Source organism: Pantoea sp. PvP021, from assembly GCF_054056055.1.
In genome coordinates this window covers 53,663-75,828 of record NZ_JBSRXX010000001.1, presented here as the reverse complement: position 1 = coordinate 75,828, position 22,166 = coordinate 53,663, and the positions used below count along the sequence as shown (strand labels likewise).

Below are 22,166 nucleotides of genomic sequence, written 5' to 3'. Positions count from 1 at the left end.
GCGTTCCACGCTATGTTTAAGAGCCTGACCCACCAGGCTTTGAATCATCACGACCACCCGGCGCCACTGCGCGTCACAATCTGACTGGAAGAGGGATTGCATGAATATGATCAAAACCCGTGCCGCTGTTGCCTGGGCTGCTGGCGAACCGCTGAAAATCGAAGAAGTTGATTTAATGCCACCGCAGAAAGGTGAAGTGCTGGTGCGTATCGTTGCGACCGGCGTCTGTCATACCGACGCCTACACCCTGTCCGGCACCGACCCGGAAGGCGTTTTCCCGGCGATTCTTGGCCATGAAGGCGGCGGCATCGTCGAAGCCGTGGGCGAAGGCGTGACCAGCGTTGAAGTGGGTGACCACGTCATTCCACTCTACACGCCGGAGTGTGGCAAATGTAAATATTGTCTTTCAGGCAAAACTAACCTCTGCCAGGCGATCCGCACCACGCAGGGTAAAGGCCTGATGCCGGATGGCACCACCCGTTTCTTTAAAGATGGCAAACCCATTTTCCACTATATGGGCACCTCAACCTTCTCTGAGTACACGGTAATCCCGGAGATCTCGCTGGCGAAAATCAGTAAAGAAGCGCCGCTGGAAGAGGTTTGTCTGCTGGGCTGTGGCGTGACCACTGGCATGGGCGCGGTGATGAACACCGCCAAAGTGAAAGAAGGCGACACCGTGGCGATTTTCGGTCTCGGCGGCATTGGCCTCTCTGCGGTCATCGGCGCGAAGATGGCGAAAGCGGGCCGCATCATTGCCATCGACCTTAACACCAGCAAATTCGATCTGGCACGCAAACTGGGTGCCACCGATCTGATCAACCCGAAAGATTACGACAAGCCGATTCAGGATGTGATTGTCGAGCTGACCGACGGCGGCGTGGATTTCTCGTTTGAATGTATTGGTAACGTCAACGTGATGCGTTCCGCGCTGGAGTGCTGCCACAAAGGCTGGGGCGAGTCCGTGATTATCGGCGTCGCCGGTGCCGGTGAAGAGATCTCCACTCGTCCGTTCCAGCTGGTGACCGGTCGCGTCTGGCGCGGTTCCGCGTTTGGCGGCGTCAAAGGCCGTTCGCAGCTGCCTGGCATTGTGCAGGATTACCTCGACGGTAAATTTGCGCTGAACGACTTCATCACCCACACCATGCCGCTGGAAGAGATCAACGACGCCTTTGATTTGATGCACGAAGGAAAATCGATTCGCTCGGTCGTGCACTTTAACAAGTAATCAGGAGGCGTTATGGCATCCACTCTGGAGCTACTGGAAGAACACCGTATTTTTGGCGGCTGGCAGCAGCGCTGGCGTCATCAGTCTTTGCTGCTGAACTGCCCGATGACCTTCAGCATCTATCTGCCTGGGCCGCACGGTGATGCGCCGCCGCCGGTGGTCTGGTTTCTGGCCGGGCTGACCTGTAACGATGAGAACTTCACCAGCAAAGCCGGCGCACAGCGGGTTGCAGCGGAACTGGGTCTGGTGCTGATTATGCCGGACACCAGCCCGCGCGGCGAAGGGGTTGCGAATGATGAAGGATACGATCTGGGTCAGGGCGCGGGATTTTATCTCAATGCCACCCAACAGCCCTGGGCCAGCCATTTCCGCATGTTCGATTATCTGAGCAGCGAGTTACCCGCCCTGATTGCGGATAACTTCAAGGTCAGTGAACGTCAGTCGATTATGGGTCACTCCATGGGCGGACACGGCGCGCTGATGCTGGCGCTGCGTCTGGGTAACCGCTTTGCCTCGGCTTCCGCTTTTGCACCGATTGTGAATCCGATGCAGGTCCCCTGGGGCGAGAAAGCGTTTCAGGCCTATCTGGGCGACGATCGTGCAACATGGCGGGAATATGACAGCTGCCAGCTGATGGCGGAGGTGTCGCATCGGCTGCCAATGCTGATCGATCAGGGTGACAGCGATCAGTTCCTGGCCGATCAGCTGCAACCGGAGCGGTTACAAGAGGTCGCGAATGAGGTGGGTTTCCCGCTGACGCTGCGCATTCAGCCGGGTTATGACCATAGCTACTTCTTTATAGCCAGCTTTGTGGAAGATCATCTGCGCTTCCATGCGCAGCATCTGCTGGCGTAAACAATCAGGGCCGCAATCGCGGCCCTGAACTTTTATGCCTGCTCTGCTGGCTAACGCTCTGTCACAGAGCCAGCGTCCTGCCAGCCTGCCCTGTAAAAATTCCTTTCTCAGAACAGTGATGCTCAGCGCCCTACCGGACGCCTCCTCAATATCAGACCAGTGCCGGGCCGGTCAGCCCGTCGATCATCACCTGCGGGATACCACGCGAGCAGTGTTCGATACGACCATCGACGCCATACACCTTTGCCAGAGTGGCAGGCGTGATCACCTTATCCGGCTGCCCTTCCGCCACCAGCGCGCCCTGCTTCAGCATCAGCGCATGTTGCGCATGACGCAGTGCAATATTGATGTCATGCACCACTACCACCGTCACGATGTTACGCTGAGCGGTTTCGCGCCGCACCAGATCCATCACGTGAAACTGGTAGTTGAGATCCAGCGCACTCAGCGGTTCATCCAGCAGCAGCAGCTTAGGGCGACGGATCAGTGACTGCGCCAGCCCGACCAGCTGTTTCTGTCCGCCGGAGAGCTGATCGAGATATCGCATCGCCAGATGGGCAATGCCCAGTTGTTCCAGCAGATGCATGATTTCCGCTTCGCTGCTGGCGCTGTGCAGACCACCGGAGGCACGCTGCGCCACGATGATCGACTCCAGCACATGCAGATGTACGCCCGCAGGCAGCGACTGCGGCAGATAAACCACGTTCTTCGCACGCCGGGCAAACGGCTGGGTCATGAGATCCTCACCGTTGAGCCACATCTCGCCCTGGCCTTTATTCAGACCGGCCAGTGCACGCAGCAGCGTCGATTTACCACAGCCATTCGGCCCCAGCAGCACGGTGATCTCGCCGCGCGGCAGCGGCGCGATATTAAGATTATCAATGACTTTATTTTTTGGGTACCCGGCACTGAAGCCGCGTAACGTCAGACCCTGTTCCATCATACCGTCCCCCGATGACGCAGAATAATACTCAGGAAGAACGGCACGCCAATCAGTGAGGTGACAATGCCAACCGGGATGATTACACCGGGGAGCAGGTTTTTCGAGGCGACCGACGCCAGCGACAGCACCAGCGCACCGACCAGCGCACTGGCAGGCAGATAGAAACGGTGATCTTCACCAAACATCATGCGGGCGATATGGGGAGCGACCAGCCCAATGAAACCGATCGGGCCGACAAACGCGACCGCCAGGGCAGAGAGGATACTGATGCGCAGTAACGTAGTCAGGCGCAGACGACGCACATCAATGCCAAAGCTTACCGCGCGGTCTTCGCCCAGACGCAGCGCCGTCAGCTTCCAGCTGCTCATCATTGAAAACGGTACCAGAATGGCCAGCGCCACGCTCAGCACGCCCAGCTTTTCCCAGGAGGCGCGCGCCAGGCTGCCCATGGTCCAGAACACCAGGCCCTGCAGGGTATCTTCGCTGGCGATGAACTGCATCATGGATACCAGGGCGTTAAAGGTGAAGACCAGCGCGATACCGAACAGCACCACGCCCGCCGAAGAGACCTGAGTCCAGCGGGTTACGGCATCCAGCATCAGCGCGGCAAACAGAGCAAAGACAAAGGCGTTGGCAGAAATTAACCACTGATCGGGAATGCCGGGAATACCCACGCCGAGGATGATGGCCAGCGCGGCGCCAAACGCCGCCGCCGATGAGACACCGAGGGTAAACGGACTGGCCAGCGGGTTATTCAGGATGGTCTGCATTTCTGCGCCCGCCAGACCCAGCGACAGGCCCACTACCAGCGCCATCAGCGCATAGGGCAGACGAATGTCCCAGACAATGACGCGCGTGCCGGCATCCACGCTCTCGGGGCTGAGCAGCGTATTCCACAGCGTTTCAAGTGAGAGTCCCGCCGGACCCAGCGTGAAGTCGAGGATCAGCGAGGCGAGTATCGCCAGCAGCAGCACGCCAATCCAGATTAAGCGGCGGCGCAGCACCTGATGATAGTTCTGCATGGTGTGGTGAAGCGTCTCTTCCCCCGCCAGCAGCGAAGTTTCGGTAGTCATGTTTGAACCCTGTGTGGCTATCACGTCAGAAAACGCAGCCACAATAGTGCAGGTGATAATAATTATCAATTCGAGAACATAAGCGAGACGTGAAAAAACAGTAAAAAACGGTGTTGCAGGCAGGAGAATGGCTCAGGGAGCCTGCGCCTTTCGCAATGACGCAGAACCCGCCATCCCTGGCGGGCTCAGCGTGGGCGATGACGCAGAGTTACTCTTTGTGAACCGGGAACTCCATCTCGCTGTACTTCACGAAACGGCTACCGCGCGTCAGCTTGTAGCCGAACCAGATAATCAGGAACAGCGGAATGCCGATGTAGGTTGCCGCCACGCCATACCAGTCGATGCTGTCGTTGAGGAATGCCTGGTAGTTCTGACCCAGCGTGATGATCAGGCAGAGCACAAAGGCGAAAATCGGACCCAGCGGGAAGAAGCCGGAACGGTAAGGCAGATCGTTCAGGTCACGTCCCTGGGCGACATAGCCCCGACGAAAGCGATAGTGACTGATGGCAATACCCAGCCAGGCGATAAACCCGGTCATGCCTGAGGTATTAAGCAGCCACAGATAGACTTCCTGATTACCAAATTTTGAGGTCAGGAAGCACAGTCCGGCCACCACGGTGGTGGCCCAAAGGGCATTACGCGGAACGCCGCCTTTAGAGAGCTTCGCGAAAATCCGTGGCGCTTTACCTTCGCTGGCAAGGTTGTAAAGCATACGCGTTGACGCATACATCCCGGAGTTACCCGCTGACAGCACAGCCGTCAGGATCACCGCATTCATGACGGCGGCGGCAGAGAGCAGACCGGCATTCTGGAACACCAGGGTGAACGGGCTGACGCTGATATCGTCGATATCATTGTGCAGCAACTGCGGATCGGTGTATGGCAGGATCAGGCTGATAATCAGGATAGCGAACACATAGAACAGCAGGATACGCCAGAAAATCTGCCGCACAGCGCGCGGAATATTCTTCGCCGGATCTTCAGATTCGCCCGCCGCGATACCGATCAGTTCGGTGCCCTGGAAGGAGAATCCCACAATCATCGCCACCCCAATCATCGCCGCAAAGCCGCCCGCAAACGGCGCGTCGCCCACCTGCCAGTTCTGCCAGCCCGCATGTTCAGCACCGCGCATAATGCCGGTGATCATCAGCACGCCAACGATGATAAAGATAATCACGGTGGCCACTTTAATCAGCGAGAACCAGTATTCCGCCTCGCCAAAGCCTTTGACCGAAATGTAGTTGAGCAGGAACATCAGCCCCAGGAACAGCGCGCTCCAGATCCAGCCAGGCGTGTCGGGGAACCAGTAGTTCATCACCAACTGGGACGCTACCAGGTCAACCGCGATGGTAACCGCCCAGTTGTACCAGTAGTTCCAGCCGAGTGCGAAACCAAAGCCCTCTTCGACATATTTTGCGCCGTAGGTGGCGAAGGAACCCGATACCGGCATGAACGCAGCCAGTTCGCCGAGGCTGGTCATCAGGAAGTAGACCATCAGGCCGATGAGGATATAGGAGAGCAGTGCTCCGCCGGGGCCAGCCTGAGCGATGGTGGCACCGGAGGCGACAAACAGGCCGGTACCAATGGAGCCGCCGATGGCGATCATCGTCAGGTGACGGGCTTTTAACGCACGTCGTAATGCAGGTTGTTGTGTTGTATTTGAGTCATTATGCATGTGTTAACGCTACGCTGGGTAAAAATGAGGCGCGATTGTAGCAGCCAGATCGCCTCTGTATAGCGAATGCCAACCTGTTATTAGTTAACTTCATGATCGCGCCGGAATTATTAGTAATTACTCGCGACAATAGGAAAAAAACCGCGTCAGTGCTTTGGAAATATGCTTCTGCCGGTGATGGATGCGATAGAGCGTGCGGATAAGACGCGGCAGCGGAATCGTCAGTTCAACCAGCGTGCCCGCCTCCAGCAGATCGGCAATCACCCGGCGCGAAAGACAGCTGATGCCCATGCCGTGCCGCACCGCATGTTTAATCGCCTCGGAATTGCCCAGCTCCATGCCCAGCTGAAAACTCGGCAGATGCGACAGCAGCAGATAATCGACAATTTCACGGGTGCCGGAGCCGCGTTCGCGCAGGATCCACGGGGCGTCAGCCAGGGTTTGCAGCGTCACCGGCTGTTGCAGAATCGCCGCATCTGGCGCGGCAAACACCACCAGCTCATCTTCGAGCCAGGGTTCACTGACCAGCTCGGTCATATGGCACGGCCCTTCAATCAATCCGACATCGACGCGGAAATCGGAAACCGCCTGAATCACATCCTGACTATTGCCGACACTCAGCTCCAGCGGCAGGCGGGGAAAATCGCGACGATAAGCGGCCATCATGCCTGGCAGCAGATAGTTGCCGATGGTGCTACTGGCAAAAATGCGGATCGCGCCGTTATCCTCTTTAAACAGCTGCTCGATTTCGCCCGCCTGCTCCAGCAGCCCTACTGCACGGGGATAGAGCAGCCGTCCATGCTCATTCAGCACCAGCCGTTTGCCAACCCGGTCAAACAGTTGCACGCCGAGCTGACTCTCCAGATCGGCCAGCGCTGCACTCACTGCGGACTGCGACAGTGCCAGCAGTTGCGAAGCCTGAGTGGTGGAACCGCTCTTAAGCACTTCGGTGAAAACTTCAATTTGTCGCAGCGTAATGTGCATCGTTGCCTCTTAACTCAGTGACTGCCTGACCAGGTAAATGATTAATGCCAGCCAGATCAGCCCTATCGCCACCAGCCAGCCTGCAATCTTTTTGCCACGCGAACGTTGAGACTGCGCCCGCTCGCTGCTGCTGATGCGCACCTCTTGCGGCAGTAAACGCAGCAGCACCATGACGCCCGTCGGGATAATCACCGCGTCATCCAGCAGACCGACAAAGGGGATCACATCAGGAATGATATCGATCGGGCTGATGCCATAGGCGACCAGCCCCAGCATCCCCAGCTTGTTCCACCAGGGTGTGCGGGTATCGCGGAAGGCAAACCACAGCACAAACACATCTCTTTTGATCAGCGTCGCCCAGCGGCGCAGACGCGAAACTATCATGATTGCTGCCTTATCGTTTATTCTGGTTAATTATAAATATATTATCAATTTCACTTTTAAGCCAGTCGCCGTCATGATCGGGTCTCAACCAGGAGGAGTGACCACCATGACTGAACTGAGCATCGCTAAACCGCATCATCCCGTTCCGCTCTGGATCCCGGGTCTGCTGCTGACCGCCGTGATTGCCGGGGCAGCCAGCTGGCTGGCGCAGCAACCGATGATTGCCGCGCTGGGGCTGGGTTCACTGACTCTGGCGATTATGCTGGGCATCCTGGTCGGTAACAGCATCTATTCGCCGCTGGCGTCACGCTGCGACAACGGCGTGCTGCTGGCTAAGCAGAAACTGCTGCGGCTGGGGATCATCCTGTTTGGCTTTCGCATTACTTTACAACAAATTGCTGACGTCGGTTTCAGCGGCATCCTGATTGATGCGCTGACCCTGACCAGTACCTTCCTGATAACCTGCCTGCTGGGCATGCGGCTGCTGAAGCTGGATCGCGATACCGTCTGGCTGATAGGTGCGGGCAGCAGTATCTGCGGTGCTGCGGCTGTACTGGCGACCGAGCCGGTAGTGAAAGCCGCGCCGTCGAAAGTTGCGGTGGCTATCGCGACCGTGGTGCTGTTCGGCACGCTGGCGATCTTTATCTATCCGCTGCTGTGGCCGCTGGCGCATGAGCTGTTCCCGGGACTGAGTGCATCGCAGTTCGGGGTTTTTACCGGCTCAACCATCCATGAAGTGGCGCAGGTGGTGGCCGCCGGACACAGCATCAGCCCGGAAGCCGAGAACAGCGCGGTCATTGCCAAAATGCTGCGGGTAATGATGCTGGCTCCCTTTTTGCTCTGCCTGAGCGCCGTGATACGCGGCAAACGTCAAGGAAGCAACGCGCGTCAGGCTGTGACATTTCCCTGGTTCGCCCTGCTGTTTATCGGTGTTGCACTGTTTAACTCGCTGCAGCTGCTGCCTGCCATGGTGGTGGCGACGCTGAATCAGCTGGCGGGTCTGCTGCTGGCGATGGCGATGGCGGCGCTGGGATTGACCACCCGTTTCGGGGCATTGCGTGAGGCAGGCGTTAAACCGCTGCTGCTGGGTGCGATGGTGTTTGCCTGGTTAATCGCCGGCGGCGGTGCAATCAATCTGCTGGTGCAACATTTCATGGGCTAGCGGCATCGGGTATCATGCCGTCTCATCCGTGCACAGCCCCAGGAGAAAGGCATGAAATATATTGGCGCACACGTGAGTGCGGCAGGTGGCGTGGATCAGGCAGTGATCCGCGCCCATGAAATAGAAGCCACCGCCTTCGCGCTCTTTACTAAAAATCAACGTCAGTGGAAGGCCGCCCCGCTCTCGACTGAGGTGATTGATGCTTTTCGTGCCGCCTGCGAGACGTACAAATTCGGTCCGCAGCAAATCCTGCCGCACGACAGTTTCCTGATAAACCTGGGTCATCCGGTTGAAGAGGCGCTGGAGAAATCCCGCGCGGCTTTTATTGATGAGCTGCGACGTGCCGACCAGCTCGGCCTGACTTTGCTGAACTTCCATCCGGGCAGCCATCTGCATCAGATTGATGAGGAGGCCTGTCTGAAGCGGATTGCGGAGTCGATCAACATCGCTCTCGACCAGAGCCAGAATGTCACCGCCGTCATTGAGAATACCGCCGGTCAGGGCAGTAATCTGGGTTTCCGCTTCGAGCATCTCGCCACCATTATTGAGCATGTTGAAGATAAATCGCGTGTCGGCGTCTGTATTGATACCTGCCATGCGTTTGCCGGTGGCTATGATCTGCGTACCGAAGCGGATTGCGAAGCGACCTTCGCCGAGTTTGAGCGCATTGTCGGCTTTAACTATCTGCGCGGCATGCACCTTAACGATGCCAAAAGCGCCTTCGACAGTCGCGTTGACCGCCATCACAGCCTGGGTGAAGGCAATATCGGCAAAACAGCGTTTAGCTGGCTGATGAAAGATCCGCGGTTTGATGGCATCCCGTTGATTCTGGAAACCATTAATCCCGATATCTGGAAAGATGAGATTGCCTGGCTGAAAGCCGAACAGCAGGGATAGAAAAGGGAGCCAGCTGGCTTAATGCTGGTCAGTTAAGATTAGATTTGTAAAGGCTGTCACGGTCAAACGTGGCAGCTTTTTTGTCAGTGCGAGCGAGCCGCAGTGCGGGCCAGTGCACCTCTGCTGCTGCCGGGCCGTCCTCGCGCCGCTCACGCGGTACCTTCGGCTTTGACGTCGTGCCGACGAACCGTTCGGGGATCGGCCCTCCCTGGCCGGCCCCGAACTGTCCACGCTTCCCGGCGTGGACTTCTGGCCCACCGTCACGCCTCAGCGCTGCGGATAGCCCTTTCAGCAGCAGAGGCGCTCAGGCCTCCACTCTCGTGCCCTTTTTAACAATACACACTGAAGTTTCAGAGCAGGCCGGTGGCGATCAGGAGCAGGCAATCCGCAGCGCTGAACAGAATGAGTCTGCCAGGAGAGCCCGCAGGACGCGGGCGAAAGGCGGGGCGGCACAGGATGTGCCATCCCCGGCGGTCCGTCAGGCAGAGGAATGACGTGAAGGAACCGCGCAGCGGCGCGAGGACCGCCAGCCCCTGATCGGCACCAGACTGCGTTATCACCTGTCGCTTAACTGGCTGGCATGCTCCCTTTTCGTTTAGAGAGAACGCTGGCTCAGGGAGCATACGCCTTCCGTAAAGACGCAAAAAAACGCCATCCCTGGCAGGCGCAGCGCGGGCGATTACGCACCTCATCCCTAAGGTGCGCCCGCAGCCGGGCCAACGCTTTGCGTTGTTCAAAAACGCTCCCGGCTTTTTGTCCATGGCCCGCGATGCTTTACTCCAGTCGTATGCTCCCGTCGCTTTGACTTCGGGAACCGTCTGTAAAAGCAAACAGGGAGCCATCCGGCTCCCTGTTATTTTCACTTCAGCAGATTATGCACTTCTGCAAATCAGGCTTTCGCCAGCTGCTCTTCCGGACGTTTCAGTACCGCATAGCTCAGACCCGCAATCGCGGTGCCGATGATAATCGCCATCAGATAGCCGATAACCGGGGTAATCGCGCCAGGGATCAGCAGCACGAACAGTCCACCGTGCGGAGCCATCAGTTTTGCGCCAATCGCCATGGAGATCGCGCCGGTGGTTGCACCGCCAACGATACAGCAAGGCAGAACGCGCATCGGGTCACGGGCGGCAAACGGAATCGCGCCTTCAGAGATAAAGCAGAGACCCAGAACCAGTGCTGCTTTACCACCTTCCTGCTGACCTTTATTGAATTTACGACGGGCAACCAGCGTCGCCAGCCCCATCGCCAGCGGTGGCACCATACCGGCTGCCATAATGGCTGCCATTGGCGCATAGGTCTGCGAACTCAGTAACCCGACGCCAAACGCGTAAGCCACTTTGTTTACCGGACCGCCCATATCGGTACACATCATGCCGCCCAGAATGGCACCCAGCAGGACCGCATTCGCCGTTCCCATGTTGGCCAGCCAGTGCGTCAGGCCGTTCATGATGCCAGCAACCGGTTTACCCACTACGTAGATCATCAGCAGACCGGTGATCAGACTGGCGAACAGGGGAATAATCAGTATCGGTTTCAGCGCTTCCATACTCTGCGGCAGTTTAACTTTGCCGCTGATCAGCTTCGCCGCATAACCGGCAATAAAGCCCGCGATAATTCCGCCTAAGAAACCTGCGTTAATACTGGTGGCGATCATACCGCCAATCAGACCCGGCGTCAGACCCGGACGATCAGCGATGGAGAAGGCGATAAAGCCCGCCAGCACCGGCACCATCAGGGCAAAGGCGCTGCCACCACCAATTTGCATCAGCGCCGCAGCCAGCGTGCCCTGCTCTTTAAACGCCGTGATACCAAAGGCAAACGACAGCGCGATGCTCAGACCACCTGCGACCACCATCGGCAGCATATAAGAAACACCGGTCAGCAGGTGACGATAAGCCCCTGCTCCGCCTTTCTTCTCTTCTTCACTGCTATTGTTCTGTCCGCCAGCCGCCGCTTTATACGGCTTCGCTTCTGCTACCGCTTTATCCAGCTCCTGCGCGGTTTTCTTCAGCGCCAGACCGGTTGAGGTACGGTACATCGGCTTACCGGCAAATTTCGCCAGGTCGACTTCGATATCAGCTGCGACGATCACCAGATCGGCGGCAGCGACTTCTTCCGGAGTGATCGCATTACCGGCTCCCACTGAACCACGGGTTTCAACTTTCACCCACCAGCCGCGACGGGTCGCTTCAGCCTGAATGGCCTCGGCAGCCATAAAGGTATGCGCCACGCCGGTCGGACAGGCGGTCACCGCGACGACGCGTTTCTGTGCACCAGCCTGAGCCGGTGCAGCAGGTGCGCCTGCTGCAGGTGTTGCTACCGCAGCCGGTGCCTGCCAGGTTTTCGCTTCTGCTTTCGCGCGGTTCAGGAAGGTTTCTGGCTCACGTACTGCCAGCTGGATATCGCCCAGCCAGACCGCTTTGCCGTTCAGCGCCGCATCGTCCGGCACGTTTTTGCCCAGCACAATCGCCAGCTCAGCGTCGGCAGGATTATCAGTCAGGGTCAGGCCCGCCGCAGCGGCGGCAGCCGCCAGACGTTGTTGCGCCATATATGCGGAAGCCAGTCCCAGTGTAGGGTCTTTAATCAGCAGCGTTTTCATTATCGCTCTCCTGCTGTCAGTTAACGGGTTGTAAGTCGACGCGCGCCATCATTGCGGCCAACTGAGTACGATCGGAAACGCCAACATTGCTCTGGCTGACGGCCATCGCCGCCACGGCAGTCGCAAGACGCAGCGTGTGTTCGCTGGATTCGCGCATCAGCAGTCCATAAATCAGGCCGCCAACCATTGAGTCGCCTGCACCCACGGTGCTGACCACTTCGCACACCGGCGGTTTAGCGATCCATTCACCAGAAGCGTTGACCCACAGAGCGCCTTCTGCGCCCAGCGAAATCACCACATGGGCGATACCCTGCTCGCGCAGTTCGTGCGCAGCGCCAATCACATCCTGCAGGGTTGGCAGTTTGCGACCGGCCCAGATTTCCAGCTCACGTCGGTTAGGTTTAACCAGCCACGGTGCCGCCTTCAGTCCTGCCACCAGCGCCTCGCGGCTGCTGTCAAAGATGATGCATGGGCAGTGGGTGCGAAGTTCGGTCATCCAGCGGGTAAAGGCATCGTGGTCGACGCCCTCAGGCAGGCTACCGCTGACGCAGACCATATCGAACTGGCCCAGCCAGGTCAGGGAATCGGTAGTAAAACGATCCCAGTCCTGCGCCGTCACCTGAAAACCGGAGAAATTCAGATCGGTGACGTCACCGGTCTGTTCAGTGAGTTTGACGTTGATACGGGTACGGCCTGGCACGACATGGAAACGGTTGGCTATGCCCAGCTCACTGAACAACTGCTGGAAACCGTCCTGATTCTCTTTCCCCATGAAGCCACCGACGGTGACGTCGATACCCAGATCTTTAAGTACTTTGGCTACGTTGATGCCCTTGCCCGCAGCATGCAGCCCGGTGGTTTTCACCAGGTTAACTTCGCCACGTTCAATTTCAGGGGTATATCCCACCAGGTCATACGCCGGATTCAGCGTAATGGTGGCGACGCGTCTGCTCATGATGCCCCCTCACCCAGACCACTGGTGATCGCTTCTTCAATTGCGTTCAGCGCCTGCTGTGCATCTTCACCGCTGGCGGTAAAGCGCAGGCGATGACCTTTCTTCACGCCCAGCGCAACCACTTTCATCAGGCTGCGGCCATTAGCGGGTTTGCCGCTGCCGTCGAGATTGGTCACGGTGATGTCGCTGTTGAACTGCTTGATCACGCTGACCAGCGCCGTGCCCGGACGGGCATGCAGGCCGTGTTCGTTGCGAATGGTAAATTCAGCCGTCAGCACGTCAGCCTGCTCATCGACTTCGCTGGTGAGCAGTGCGTAAACGCCTGCAGCATCCGCTTTCAACAGACGATCCGCTTTGCCCTGCTGCAGCAAGGCGCTGAGGTAACCCAGCACTTCCAGCGGACGTTCATCGGTCGCCGAAACGCTGATTAACATCGCAGCCGATTCGCCCTGATGGTCGAAGGCATGTTCAGCGCGGCTGATAGCCACGCCGCTGCGCAGGTTGCCGAGGCTGCTGTCGCTGAGCCAGATGCCCTGACCCAGATTCAGCGGAGGCGTTGAAACCACGTCTGCGACGTAGCTGGCATCCACCACACCAGCGGACTGCAGCCGACCGGCGTTCATCGCCTGTAAGGTGATCAGATCGCTGGCAGCTACGTTGAGCGTGATTAATGAGGTGTCGAAGCTGAATTCAGCGGCTTGTTTCTCGCCCATCAGCAACGCGCGAAGATCTTCAGCAGAGGCGGTTTTTAGCTGTTCTGCAATGGTGTCATCGCTCAGCACATGGGTCAGCTGACGCAGCAGCGCCAGATGTTCATCCGACTTAGCGGCAATCCCGATGGCAACATAGGCTGTCTGATCGTCACCCCAGGCAATGCCCTGCGGAAACTGGAAAACCTGAACGCCGGTTTTCAGCACCAGATCGCGGGTATCGGTGGTGCCATGAGGGATTGCGATGCCGTTGCCAAGAAAGGTTGAGGTCTGCTGTTCGCGCGCCAGCATGCCGTTGACGTACCCTTCGGTCACATTGCCCGCCGCGGTTAACGCGGCAGCAACCTGACGAATGGCCTCTTCTTTATTCTGGGCGCTGGCTCCGGTATGGATGGCCTGCAATTCGAGCTGGAACATAATTCTCCTCGCTTGCTGAGATTGAATCGTTTCAGCTAGTGTGAAAGTTTTTACGCCATGCTGAGGAAAACAGGTGGCGCAGTCACCGCTGAAACGTTTCAGGGATTGTGGTACAGCCGCTTTCACCAGGCAAGAAAATGCGCAAACGGCGTAGCAGATTTTTGACGTTACGCACATTTCGGGCAGGTTTAGCGGATTAGCGGACGAACAGGCTGACGCTGCTGCTGTAAAGTGAGAATGGGTGGACCGAAAAACTTCAGCAGCGTCAGCGCCTGATGGCGCGGTATCCGCTTCGGTTTACAGCAGATACGTTTGCAATTGGTAGATGCATTCTGCGCACGTCTTGATGCTGTGCTTTCATGGGATCGCGCAGCGGTAGATGCAACTACTGAAATCAAAGCGGCGCTGGCTGCTGCCGGAACGCCCATTGGTCCCAACGACACCGCGATTGCCGGGCATGCCATTGCGGCCAGGGCTATTCTGGTGACCAATAACACACGCGAGTTTGAACGGGTACCCGGATTGCAGCTGGAAGAGTAGGTCAGCTAACCGCTGACGCTGGGCTGAATCTAAGCGGTGGGAGGGTTCTCAGGCACGTGTGCTGGCTTCAAGCTCAATCAGGTAGGTCATGGCTGAAGTACGGTCTGTAAGACACATATCAACTGAAGGTTGCAGACTTCCGCATACTTTCGGCCTTAAAGCTGAACCGAAAATCATGCACAAATTTTCATCCGATAACTGAATGCATCGGACATTCGCGGGTTTACCCTGCGGCATTCCGGGGATGGGGCTGGAGATTGACGGCGCAATGCAGCAGGCTCCACAATCAATACGACACTGCATTAACACCTCTCACGCGACCTTCAGGATACAACAGACAGTAACAGAACCTCAGAGGGAGCGACACCACACCCTTCAGCTCTTAACTTCCTGCTTAAATCGTTCACTGTCACCCATGCCAGAAATCGGTGAAGAGATAGAGGGCGCTGTACAACAGGCACCGCCCTGGCTACGGCATTGCATGCTGTGCTCAGGCAGAGAAAGTCGCGGCGACAATAGCAGTCCGGGGCGGCAATTGCCATGAAAGCCGCGGCCTGAGACAAAATTTCACGCCGGTGATATTGCCAGTTTTCATCGGCGCGAGTAACGTTGCGCGCACTTCACTCTCAAGATAGCGAGAACAGCAATGCCAAAAGCCAATGAAATCAAAAAAGGGATGGCCGTCACGCACAACGGTAAACTGCTGCTGGTTAAAGATATTGATGTCCAGAGCCCCAGCGCACGCGGTGCCGCCACCCTGTATAAAATGCGCTTTACCGATGTTCGCACCGGTTTAAAAGTGGAAGAGCGCTTTAAGGGCGACGAGATTATTGATGCGATTTCGCTCAGCCGTCGCAGCGTGACCTTCTCTTATATAGATGGTGACGAATATATTTTTATGGATGATGAGGATTACACCCCCTACTCCTTTAAACAGGAGCAGATTGAAGAAGAGCTGCTGTTTATCCCCGAAGGCGGTATCCCTGGCATTCACGTGCTGACGATGGAAGGTCAGGTGCTGGCGCTGGAACTGCCACAAACCGTGGATATGGAGATTGTGGATACTTCACCAGGCATTAAAGGTGCTTCTGCCAGCGCTCGCACCAAACCCGCCGGTATGAGTACAGGCCTCTCGATTCAGGTACCGGAATACCTCAGCAACGGTGACCGCATCCGCATCCACATTGCTGAACGCCGCTATATGGGCCGTGCAGACTAAATCAGAAGCCTGCTGCCGATCGTGATAGTGTTATATTATTACATTATCACGTTATTCCCCGGCAGGAGTCACTCCCATGACACGCGTTAATCTGATTACCGGTTTTTTGGGCAGCGGCAAAACCACGCTGCTCTGCCATCTGCTGGCTGCCAGGCCGTCCGGGGAAAACTGGGCGGTGCTGGTTAATGAATTTGGCGAGATCGGGATCGACGGCGCCCTGCTGGCCGATCGCGGTGCCACGCTGAAAGAGATCCCCGGCGGCTGCCTGTGCTGTGTGAATGGCCTGCCGATGCAGGTCGGGCTGAATATGCTGCTGAAGAGTAAACCCGATCGGCTGCTGATCGAGCCAACCGGCCTGGGCCATCCTCGTCAGGTGCTGGAGATGTTGAGTGCGCCCGTCTATCAGTCGTGGCTGCAACTGAATGCCACACTGACGCTGCTGGATGCGCGTCAGCTGGCCAATCCTCGTATCGTTGCCAATGAAAACTTCCGCGATCAGCTGGCTGCCGCCGACCTTATTATCGCTAATAAGCGCGACTGCTGGGATCAGGCGGATCGTCAGCGCCTGGCTGGCTGGCAGCAGCAGATGCAGCCTGCGCGCCCTCTGATAGAGACAGAATTTGGTCAGATCCCCCTTTCTCTGCTGGATACCCCCCGGCAGCCGCGCGAGCTTCCCGTGCCGCAGCATCATCATTCGTCGGGTCCCACCAGCGGTCTGGCGGCGTTGCGACTGAATGGCGAGGCGCGCTGGCGTCGGGCGCTGAACCACGGACAGGGCTATAGCGCCTGCGGCTGGCTGTTTGATGGTGATACGCTGTTCGACAGCGGCACGCTGCTGGAATGGGTTCGGCAGGCGCCGGTAGATCGCGTTAAAGGAGTGATGCGCACGAAAGAAGGCGCTCTGCGCATCAATCGCCAGGCAAATGAGCTGCAGAGTGAAACACTCCCCTCACCGCCATCCGATAGCCGCATTGAGATCATTCATTCTCAACAGGCTGACTGGAATCGACTACAATCGGCATTGTTGAAGTGCCGTTTACGCTGACAGAGGTATTGTCGGCGGTTATTTTTAATAATAATGAGTTTAACTATGCGCGTAACTCGCCTTATTACTATCCTGCTGCTTAATGCACTGGGCGTGGTGCTATTTCTGTCATGGTATCTGCCCCCGGAACATGGCTTCTGGTTCGGCGTCGATAAATCTATTTTCTTTGGCTTCAATAGCCAGATGGTGACCCATCCGCTGTTCGCGCTGATCGTCGCTATCACGAATTACCGTGGTTTTGATGCGGTGTCATTGCTGGCGATGGGTCTGCTTTACCTGTCGATCTGGCGGCGCAAAACGCCACAGGCGCAGCGCCGGATGCTGGCAATCGGCATCACCATGCTGCTGACCGCCGTCGTCCTCAATCAGCTGGGCCATTTATTGCCGGTTAAACACTCCAGTCCGACACTGTTCTTCGAGAACGTGCATCGCGTCAGTGAACTGACCGGTATTCCCGCTAAAGATGCTTCAAAAGATAGCTTCCCCGGCGACCACGGTATGATGCTGATCATTTTCGCCTGCTTTATCTGGCGTTATTTTGGTTTCAGCCGCTTTTTAATTGCCACGGCTATTGTGGTGATATTTTCACTGCCACGCATCATGGCCGGTGCGCACTGGTTTACCGATGTTGCCGTCGGTTCAATGTCGGTGGTATTAGTGGGTCTGAGCTGGTGGCTATTAACGCCAGCCAGTGACGTATTGGTTAACTGGTTTTATCGCAAATTGCCGGGTAAATATAAGCCCGTGACGTAAATGTTAAGCGCGGGCGATTTAAACCCCTGGTTTGAACCGCCCGTGCTTATAAAAAACACCCCATCACTATTAGCCTGCTAATTAAATTCACGAAAAGAAAAGGTTATGACCCAGCTGGCAGGTTAAATAGTCGCCAATATCCTCTGTCAATAAAGAAAACTCTAAAAATAGCGGCTATGCCCCGAATTAGCCCCCCTTTAACTCCCTGTTCTCACCATCATTTGACCACAATTGTAGCTAAAGTAGTCAGTGTGTTACGGTTTGATTTCACATCAAAAAAACCTATATGAAATTGATTAAAAGCACTCGCCACGGCGTCTGTAATCAGTTAACCTCAGTCGCAGTGAGGCAAAAGCGGCAGAAAATTCGGATTTTTTACCGTTAAAATGTGTCCATTAACACATTTTAGTAATTAAGGATTTGTCTTAGTCTGTTTCGCTTATTAATCTCCCTGTTTTGTCATCTGGCTGGCGACAATCTTGTCGTAAGGAAATCGAAGGAAAACCCGAATAATGGTCAAGTCTCAACCAATACTGAGATATATCTTGCGGATCGTGCCCGCAGTGGCGCTGGCAACACTCCTCTCAGCTTGTAGCAGTACCCATAGCAGTCAAAACGCGAATAACGAGAATCATGAAGTTAACAACCACAATGGTTTTTTACTTCAGGCGTCTCAGGATGAGTTTGAAGAAATGGTGCGTAATGTCGACGTTAAGTCGCGCATCATGGAACAATACGCCGTCTGGAAAGGTGTGCGCTATCGCCTCGGTGGCGATACCAAACGCGGGATCGATTGTTCCGCCTTTGTACAACGCACCTTCCGCGATCAGTTTGGCTTAGAATTACCGCGTTCTACCTCGCAGCAGCAGGACACCGGTAAAGAGATTACCCGCAGTAAACTGCGTCCCGGCGATCTGGTGATGTTCCGTGCAGGCTCTACGGGCCGTCACGTTGGCATCTATCTTGGCAACGATAACTTCGTTCATGCCTCGACCAGCAGTGGCGTGATGATCTCCAGTCTGAATGATGATTACTGGAAAAAGCGCTACCGTGAAGGACGCCGTGTATTAAGTCGTAACCCGACCTGATAACCACTTTCGATCTTCTCTCAGCCAGAGAACATGAAACGCTGCTTATGCAGCGTTTTTTTTCGCCTTTAATCATTTTTACCAGCAGTTATATAAGACAAAAGCATTCTGATTCAGATTAATAGCAAGACATTTCCCGCCGTCTCGTTATATTCTCGGTCGCTTAAACCGAAGCCGTCGTGCGCAATAACATAATAATAATTTGATTAGGGGAAGCTCCTCATGCCACTGTCGGGGGCGCTACGGCGCCATGCCACCTATCCTCGCCGTATCGCATGGAGTAGTGCGATGGCTGGCGGCTTATTCTTTCTGTTATTTGCTGCACTCTCGCTTCACCAGACCTGGCAGAAGCGCGAACGACAGCATCAGCAACTGCTGGAGAACAGCCGCACGGCATTGCAGCAAACGCTCTCCAGCCTGATTAACAGTACTCTCAGTCCCCTGCTTCCGTTTACCCACACTGCCTGCAATACCATCAATCGTGAACTCACCTCACGCGCCGCCTTTGCCGGAAATCTTCGTGCCATCCTGCTGGTTAAAGAAGGTAATGCTTTTTGCTCCTCGGCCACCGGCAGTTTTAATCTGCCGCTCAATGTAATTGCGCCCCTGAGTGATATTTCGCGTGATATCGATCTGCAGCTGATGCCGGGCACGCCGTTGCAGCCCAATAAACCGGCGCTGGCGTTGTGGATCAAAAATCCCGGCAGCCTGCAGTCAGGCGTTTTCGCGACGCTGAATATTACCCTGGCACCCTATCAGCTGCTGGCGTCCGGGCATCCGGAAATCACCGGTATGGCACTGGTGGCACAACGCAGTGCCTTAACCAGCTGGCAATCCGTCGTCATGCAGAATAAAAACCTGCCGATGCCGCTGCACCGGCAGACGCTGACAGGCTATCCGCTGCAGTTTGTGTTGTACGGTTCCACTCTGGCGTTCAGCGATTATCAGAATATCCTGCTGAGCGGCCTGCTACTGTCGCTGCTGGTTTCAGGCGCTTGCTGGCTGCTGTTGTCGGTTTATCAGCGCCCTGGTAAAGAGCTGATTCGGGGCATGAAGCGCGGTGAATTTCACGTCGAATATCAGCCGCTGGTCACCTCCCATGATGGTCAGCCGTATGGGATGGAAGCGTTACTGCGCTGGACCCACCCGACGAAAGGCCCGATTCCGCCCGATGTGTTTATTCACTATGCCGAGGCGCAGAACCTGATTATTCCCCTGACCCGACATCTGTTTCAGCTGGTTTCCCGTGATGCCCACCTGCTGTGTCATACCATTCCCCGTCATGCCTGCCTCAGCCTCAACATTTCGCCCCTGCATCTGGCTGACAGCGGTTTCCGTCAGGATGTGCTGCGCTGGCTTGATACCATGCCTGCGGACCACTTTACTTACGTGTTTGAGATCACCGAGCGAGCCATGGTGCGCGAGGAAAACGTTGGAGAACTGTTTGACTGGCTGCATCAGCAGCAGATCCATATCGCCATTGATGATTTCGGTACCGGTCACAGCGCGCTGATCTATCTGGAACGTTATGACTTTGATTATCTGAAAATCGATCGCGGTTTTGTTCAGAGCATCGGTACGGATAGCCTGACCTCGCCGGTACTCGATACCGTGCTGCAGCTGGCGAAGAAGCTGAACCTGAAAAGTGTGGCCGAAGGGGTAGAAACCGGCGAGCAGGCTGCCTGGCTGATTAACCGCGGTGTGACCCATCTGCAGGGTTACATCTTTAGCCGTCCGCTGCGGCCGGAAACGCTGATAGACTATTTCCGGCGTCATAACGCCTGACACTACCTGGCCCGAATCGCGCCAGACATCTGACAGGAGAGTGCATGCTGTTTCGTTCCGGACTTCTGCTGCTGTGCAGCCTGCTCAGCGCCCCGCTGCTGGCGGCCTCTGTCCAGCAAAGCTACGCGTTCACCCAGGCCGGTGAAGCGAAATATCCGCCCGGCTTCAGCCATTACGACTACGCCGATCCCCGCGCACCCAAAGGCGGCAGCATCACCATGGCGGTGGTGGGCACTTACGACAACTTCAACCGCTACGCTTCACGCGGTAATCCGGGCATTAACACCGGCACGCTTTATGATGGGCTTTACACCAGCTCAGACGATGAGCCTGGCAGTTATTATCCGCTGATTGCCGAGTCAGCGCGCTACGCCAGCGATTTTACGTGGATTGAGATCCGCCTTAACACTCGCGCCCGTTTTCAGAATGGCACACCCATCACCGCCTGCGACGTGGCGTTCACCTATCAGAAATTCATGAGCGAGGGCGTGCCTCAATTTCGCGTCGCCTACCGTGGCGTGACCGTTAAAGCGCTGAACGATCTCACTGTACGCATCGAGGCACAGAAGCCGGATAAAGATCTGCTGCTTGGCTTACTGACGCTGCCGGTTATCGCAGAGTCGTTCTGGCGCGATAAGAAGTTTAATGAGCCGTTAAGCGAGCCACCCTTGTCGAGCGGACCCTATCGCATCACTCGCTGGAAGCTGGGACAGTTTATTGAGTTCAGCCGGGTAAAAGATTACTGGGCCGCTGATCTGCCGGTCAATCGCGGACGCTTTAATTTTGATCGAATGCGCTATGACTACTATCTGGATGACAATGTGGCATTTGAAGCCTTCAAGGCGGGTGCTTACGATCTGCGTGAAGAGACATCGGCAAAGAAATGGGCTACCCAGTATCGCGGCCGCAATTTTGACGATGGCAGCATCGTTAAAGAGACCACGCCTAACGATGCCGCTATCGATACCCGCTGGCTGGCATTCAACAATGAAAAACCGCTGTTCCTGGATCGCCGCGTGCGTCAGGCGCTGTCACTGATGTTCGATTTCGAGTGGATGAACAAAGCGCTCTATTACGGTGCCTGGCAGCGCGCCAGCAGCTATTTCCAGAACACGGCGTATGCGGCCAGCGGCGTGCCGGATGCACAGCAGCAGGCCCTGCTTGAACCCTGGCGCGCGCAACTGCCACCTGAGCTGTTCAGCCAGCCTTATCAGCCACACAAAACCGACGGCAGCGGCTATGACCGCGCCAGCCTGTTAAAAGCGTTTGACCTGCTGAAACAGGCGGGCTGGCAGATAAAAAATCGCCGTCTGGTCAATGATAAAACCGGTCAGCCGTTTACCATAGAACTCCTGCTGCGCGGTGGCACCAATACCGACTGGGCGTTACCGTTCCAGCACAATCTTTCCCGGCTTGGCATTACGCTGAACCTGCGGCAGATCGATAACTCACAGTATTTGCGGCGCTGGCGCGAAGGCGACTATGACATGATTGCCACGGTCTATGGGGCAATGCCGATCCCGACCTCCAGTCTGCAGATCCTGTGGCAGTCTGACTTTATTGCCTCGTCGTGGAATACCGCGCGGGTCAAAGAGCCTGTAGTCGAGCATTTCGTGAAACAGATTGTGGCGCATCAGGGTGATCCCGCCGCGCTGCGGCCGCTGGCCCAGGCGCTGGACCGGGTGCTGCTGTGGAATGCGTATATGATCCCGATGTGGTACAACGCAGAGCAGCGGCTGGCGTACTGGGATAAGTTTTCTCACCCTGCCCGCAAGCCAGCCTACAGCGTCGGACTGGAAAACTGGTGGTACGACACAAACAAAGCCGGACGCCTGCCGGCCAGCAAACGCTAAG

The 22,166-nt window shown here is 56.3% G+C and carries 19 protein-coding genes and 1 pseudogene; 11 read left to right on the top strand and 9 right to left on the bottom strand.

The features are described from left to right. The first annotated feature begins 100 nt into the window (after positions 1 to 100). Positions 101 to 1,225, top strand: coding sequence for an S-(hydroxymethyl)glutathione dehydrogenase/class III alcohol dehydrogenase (locus tag ACVKSX_RS00245; RefSeq protein ID WP_010248270.1), 1,125 nt, complete (start codon positions 101 to 103; stop codon positions 1,223 to 1,225). 12 nt (positions 1,226 to 1,237) lie between these two features. Beyond that, a complete protein-coding gene (gene fghA, locus ACVKSX_RS00240; RefSeq protein WP_354438160.1) occupies positions 1,238 to 2,080 on the top strand; it encodes an S-formylglutathione hydrolase in 843 nt (280 codons plus the stop codon). 151 nt (positions 2,081 to 2,231) lie between these two features. Here the strand turns inward: fghA and ACVKSX_RS00235 are convergent, their stop codons facing one another. The 5 genes from ACVKSX_RS00235 to ACVKSX_RS00215 all read right to left on the bottom strand — a co-directional run bounded on the left by ACVKSX_RS00235 (position 2,232) and on the right by ACVKSX_RS00215 (position 7,139). Next, the gene (locus ACVKSX_RS00235) at positions 2,232 to 3,020 is read right to left on the bottom strand and encodes an ABC transporter ATP-binding protein (RefSeq protein WP_010248276.1); all 789 of its coding nucleotides are present in this window, start codon (positions 3,018 to 3,020) and stop codon (positions 2,232 to 2,234) included. Next, positions 3,020 to 4,096, bottom strand: a complete 1,077-nt coding sequence (locus ACVKSX_RS00230; RefSeq protein WP_010248280.1) for a FecCD family ABC transporter permease — start codon at positions 4,094 to 4,096, stop codon at positions 3,020 to 3,022. Before ACVKSX_RS00230 ends, ACVKSX_RS00235 begins: the two co-directional genes overlap by 1 nt. Before the next feature lie 208 nt (positions 4,097 to 4,304). After that, positions 4,305 to 5,771 carry an amino acid permease gene (locus ACVKSX_RS00225; protein ID WP_010248283.1) on the bottom strand — a complete coding sequence of 489 codons (1,467 nt, stop codon included), beginning with the start codon at positions 5,769 to 5,771 and terminating at the stop codon, positions 4,305 to 4,307. Between the two features lie 117 nt (positions 5,772 to 5,888). Further along, complete coding sequence (yieE, locus tag ACVKSX_RS00220) at positions 5,889 to 6,755, bottom strand: DNA-binding transcriptional regulator YeiE (RefSeq protein ID WP_010248285.1); 867 nt, start codon at positions 6,753 to 6,755, stop codon at positions 5,889 to 5,891. Between the two features lie 9 nt (positions 6,756 to 6,764). Beyond that, positions 6,765 to 7,139, bottom strand: coding sequence for a YkvA family protein (locus ACVKSX_RS00215; protein WP_354438157.1), 375 nt, complete (start codon positions 7,137 to 7,139; stop codon positions 6,765 to 6,767). A gap of 106 nt (positions 7,140 to 7,245) precedes the next feature. On the opposite strand from ACVKSX_RS00215, the gene ACVKSX_RS00210 reads away from it, so the two are divergent. Both ACVKSX_RS00210 and nfo read left to right on the top strand, forming a co-directional pair. Beyond that, complete coding sequence (locus ACVKSX_RS00210; protein ID WP_187495757.1) at positions 7,246 to 8,301, top strand: YeiH family putative sulfate export transporter; 1,056 nt, start codon at positions 7,246 to 7,248, stop codon at positions 8,299 to 8,301. A gap of 51 nt (positions 8,302 to 8,352) precedes the next feature. Continuing rightward, positions 8,353 to 9,198, top strand: coding sequence for a deoxyribonuclease IV (gene nfo / locus ACVKSX_RS00205; protein WP_010671008.1), 846 nt, complete (start codon positions 8,353 to 8,355; stop codon positions 9,196 to 9,198). Positions 9,199 to 10,087: 889 nt separating this feature from the next. Here the strand turns inward: nfo and fruA are convergent. The 3 genes from fruA to fruB are packed head-to-tail and all read right to left on the bottom strand — an operon-like array spanning position 10,088 to position 13,882. Beyond that, the gene (fruA, locus tag ACVKSX_RS00200) at positions 10,088 to 11,800 is read right to left on the bottom strand and encodes a PTS fructose transporter subunit IIBC (protein WP_045140638.1); all 1,713 of its coding nucleotides are present in this window, start codon (positions 11,798 to 11,800) and stop codon (positions 10,088 to 10,090) included. Between the two features lie 16 nt (positions 11,801 to 11,816). After that, positions 11,817 to 12,755: a 1-phosphofructokinase gene (fruK, locus tag ACVKSX_RS00195; protein WP_010248301.1), complete on the bottom strand. Its 939-nt coding sequence runs from the start codon at positions 12,753 to 12,755 to the stop codon at positions 11,817 to 11,819. Then, entirely contained in the window at positions 12,752 to 13,882 is a 1,131-nt protein-coding gene (fruB, locus tag ACVKSX_RS00190; protein WP_010248303.1) for a fused PTS fructose transporter subunit IIA/HPr protein, read from the bottom strand. Before fruB ends, fruK begins: the two co-directional genes overlap by 4 nt. A 312-nt stretch (positions 13,883 to 14,194) precedes the next feature. On the opposite strand from fruB, the pseudogene ACVKSX_RS00185 reads away from it, so the two are divergent. Beyond that, positions 14,195 to 14,422 (top strand): annotated as a pseudogene (locus ACVKSX_RS00185) (type II toxin-antitoxin system VapC family toxin); the annotation flags it as partial. A gap of 48 nt (positions 14,423 to 14,470) precedes the next feature. Here the strand turns inward: ACVKSX_RS00185 and ACVKSX_RS00180 are convergent. Beyond that, positions 14,471 to 14,725, bottom strand: a complete 255-nt coding sequence (locus ACVKSX_RS00180; RefSeq protein WP_010248308.1) for a YkgJ family cysteine cluster protein — start codon at positions 14,723 to 14,725, stop codon at positions 14,471 to 14,473. A 343-nt stretch (positions 14,726 to 15,068) separates the two neighbouring features. Between ACVKSX_RS00180 and yeiP the strand changes: the two genes are divergently transcribed. From yeiP to ACVKSX_RS00150, 6 genes are all read left to right on the top strand, one after another. Further along, positions 15,069 to 15,641, top strand: a complete 573-nt coding sequence (yeiP, locus tag ACVKSX_RS00175) for an elongation factor P-like protein YeiP (RefSeq protein WP_003854146.1) — start codon at positions 15,069 to 15,071, stop codon at positions 15,639 to 15,641. A 76-nt stretch (positions 15,642 to 15,717) separates the two neighbouring features. Next, positions 15,718 to 16,686, top strand: a complete 969-nt coding sequence (locus ACVKSX_RS00170) for a CobW family GTP-binding protein (protein WP_061901264.1) — start codon at positions 15,718 to 15,720, stop codon at positions 16,684 to 16,686. Between the two features lie 45 nt (positions 16,687 to 16,731). Further along, positions 16,732 to 17,439 carry a phosphatase PAP2 family protein gene (locus ACVKSX_RS00165; protein ID WP_064690235.1) on the top strand — a complete coding sequence of 236 codons (708 nt, stop codon included), beginning with the start codon at positions 16,732 to 16,734 and terminating at the stop codon, positions 17,437 to 17,439. Between the two features lie 512 nt (positions 17,440 to 17,951). Then, on the top strand, positions 17,952 to 18,527 hold the full coding sequence (mepS, locus tag ACVKSX_RS00160) for a bifunctional murein DD-endopeptidase/murein LD-carboxypeptidase (RefSeq protein ID WP_010248316.1): 576 nt from the start codon (positions 17,952 to 17,954) through the stop codon (positions 18,525 to 18,527). A gap of 222 nt (positions 18,528 to 18,749) precedes the next feature. Continuing rightward, positions 18,750 to 20,312, top strand: a complete 1,563-nt coding sequence (locus ACVKSX_RS00155; protein WP_346554605.1) for a cyclic di-GMP phosphodiesterase — start codon at positions 18,750 to 18,752, stop codon at positions 20,310 to 20,312. A gap of 44 nt (positions 20,313 to 20,356) precedes the next feature. Further along, positions 20,357 to 22,165: an extracellular solute-binding protein gene (locus ACVKSX_RS00150; RefSeq protein WP_354438154.1), complete on the top strand. Its 1,809-nt coding sequence runs from the start codon at positions 20,357 to 20,359 to the stop codon at positions 22,163 to 22,165. Position 22,166 lies beyond the last annotated feature (1 nt).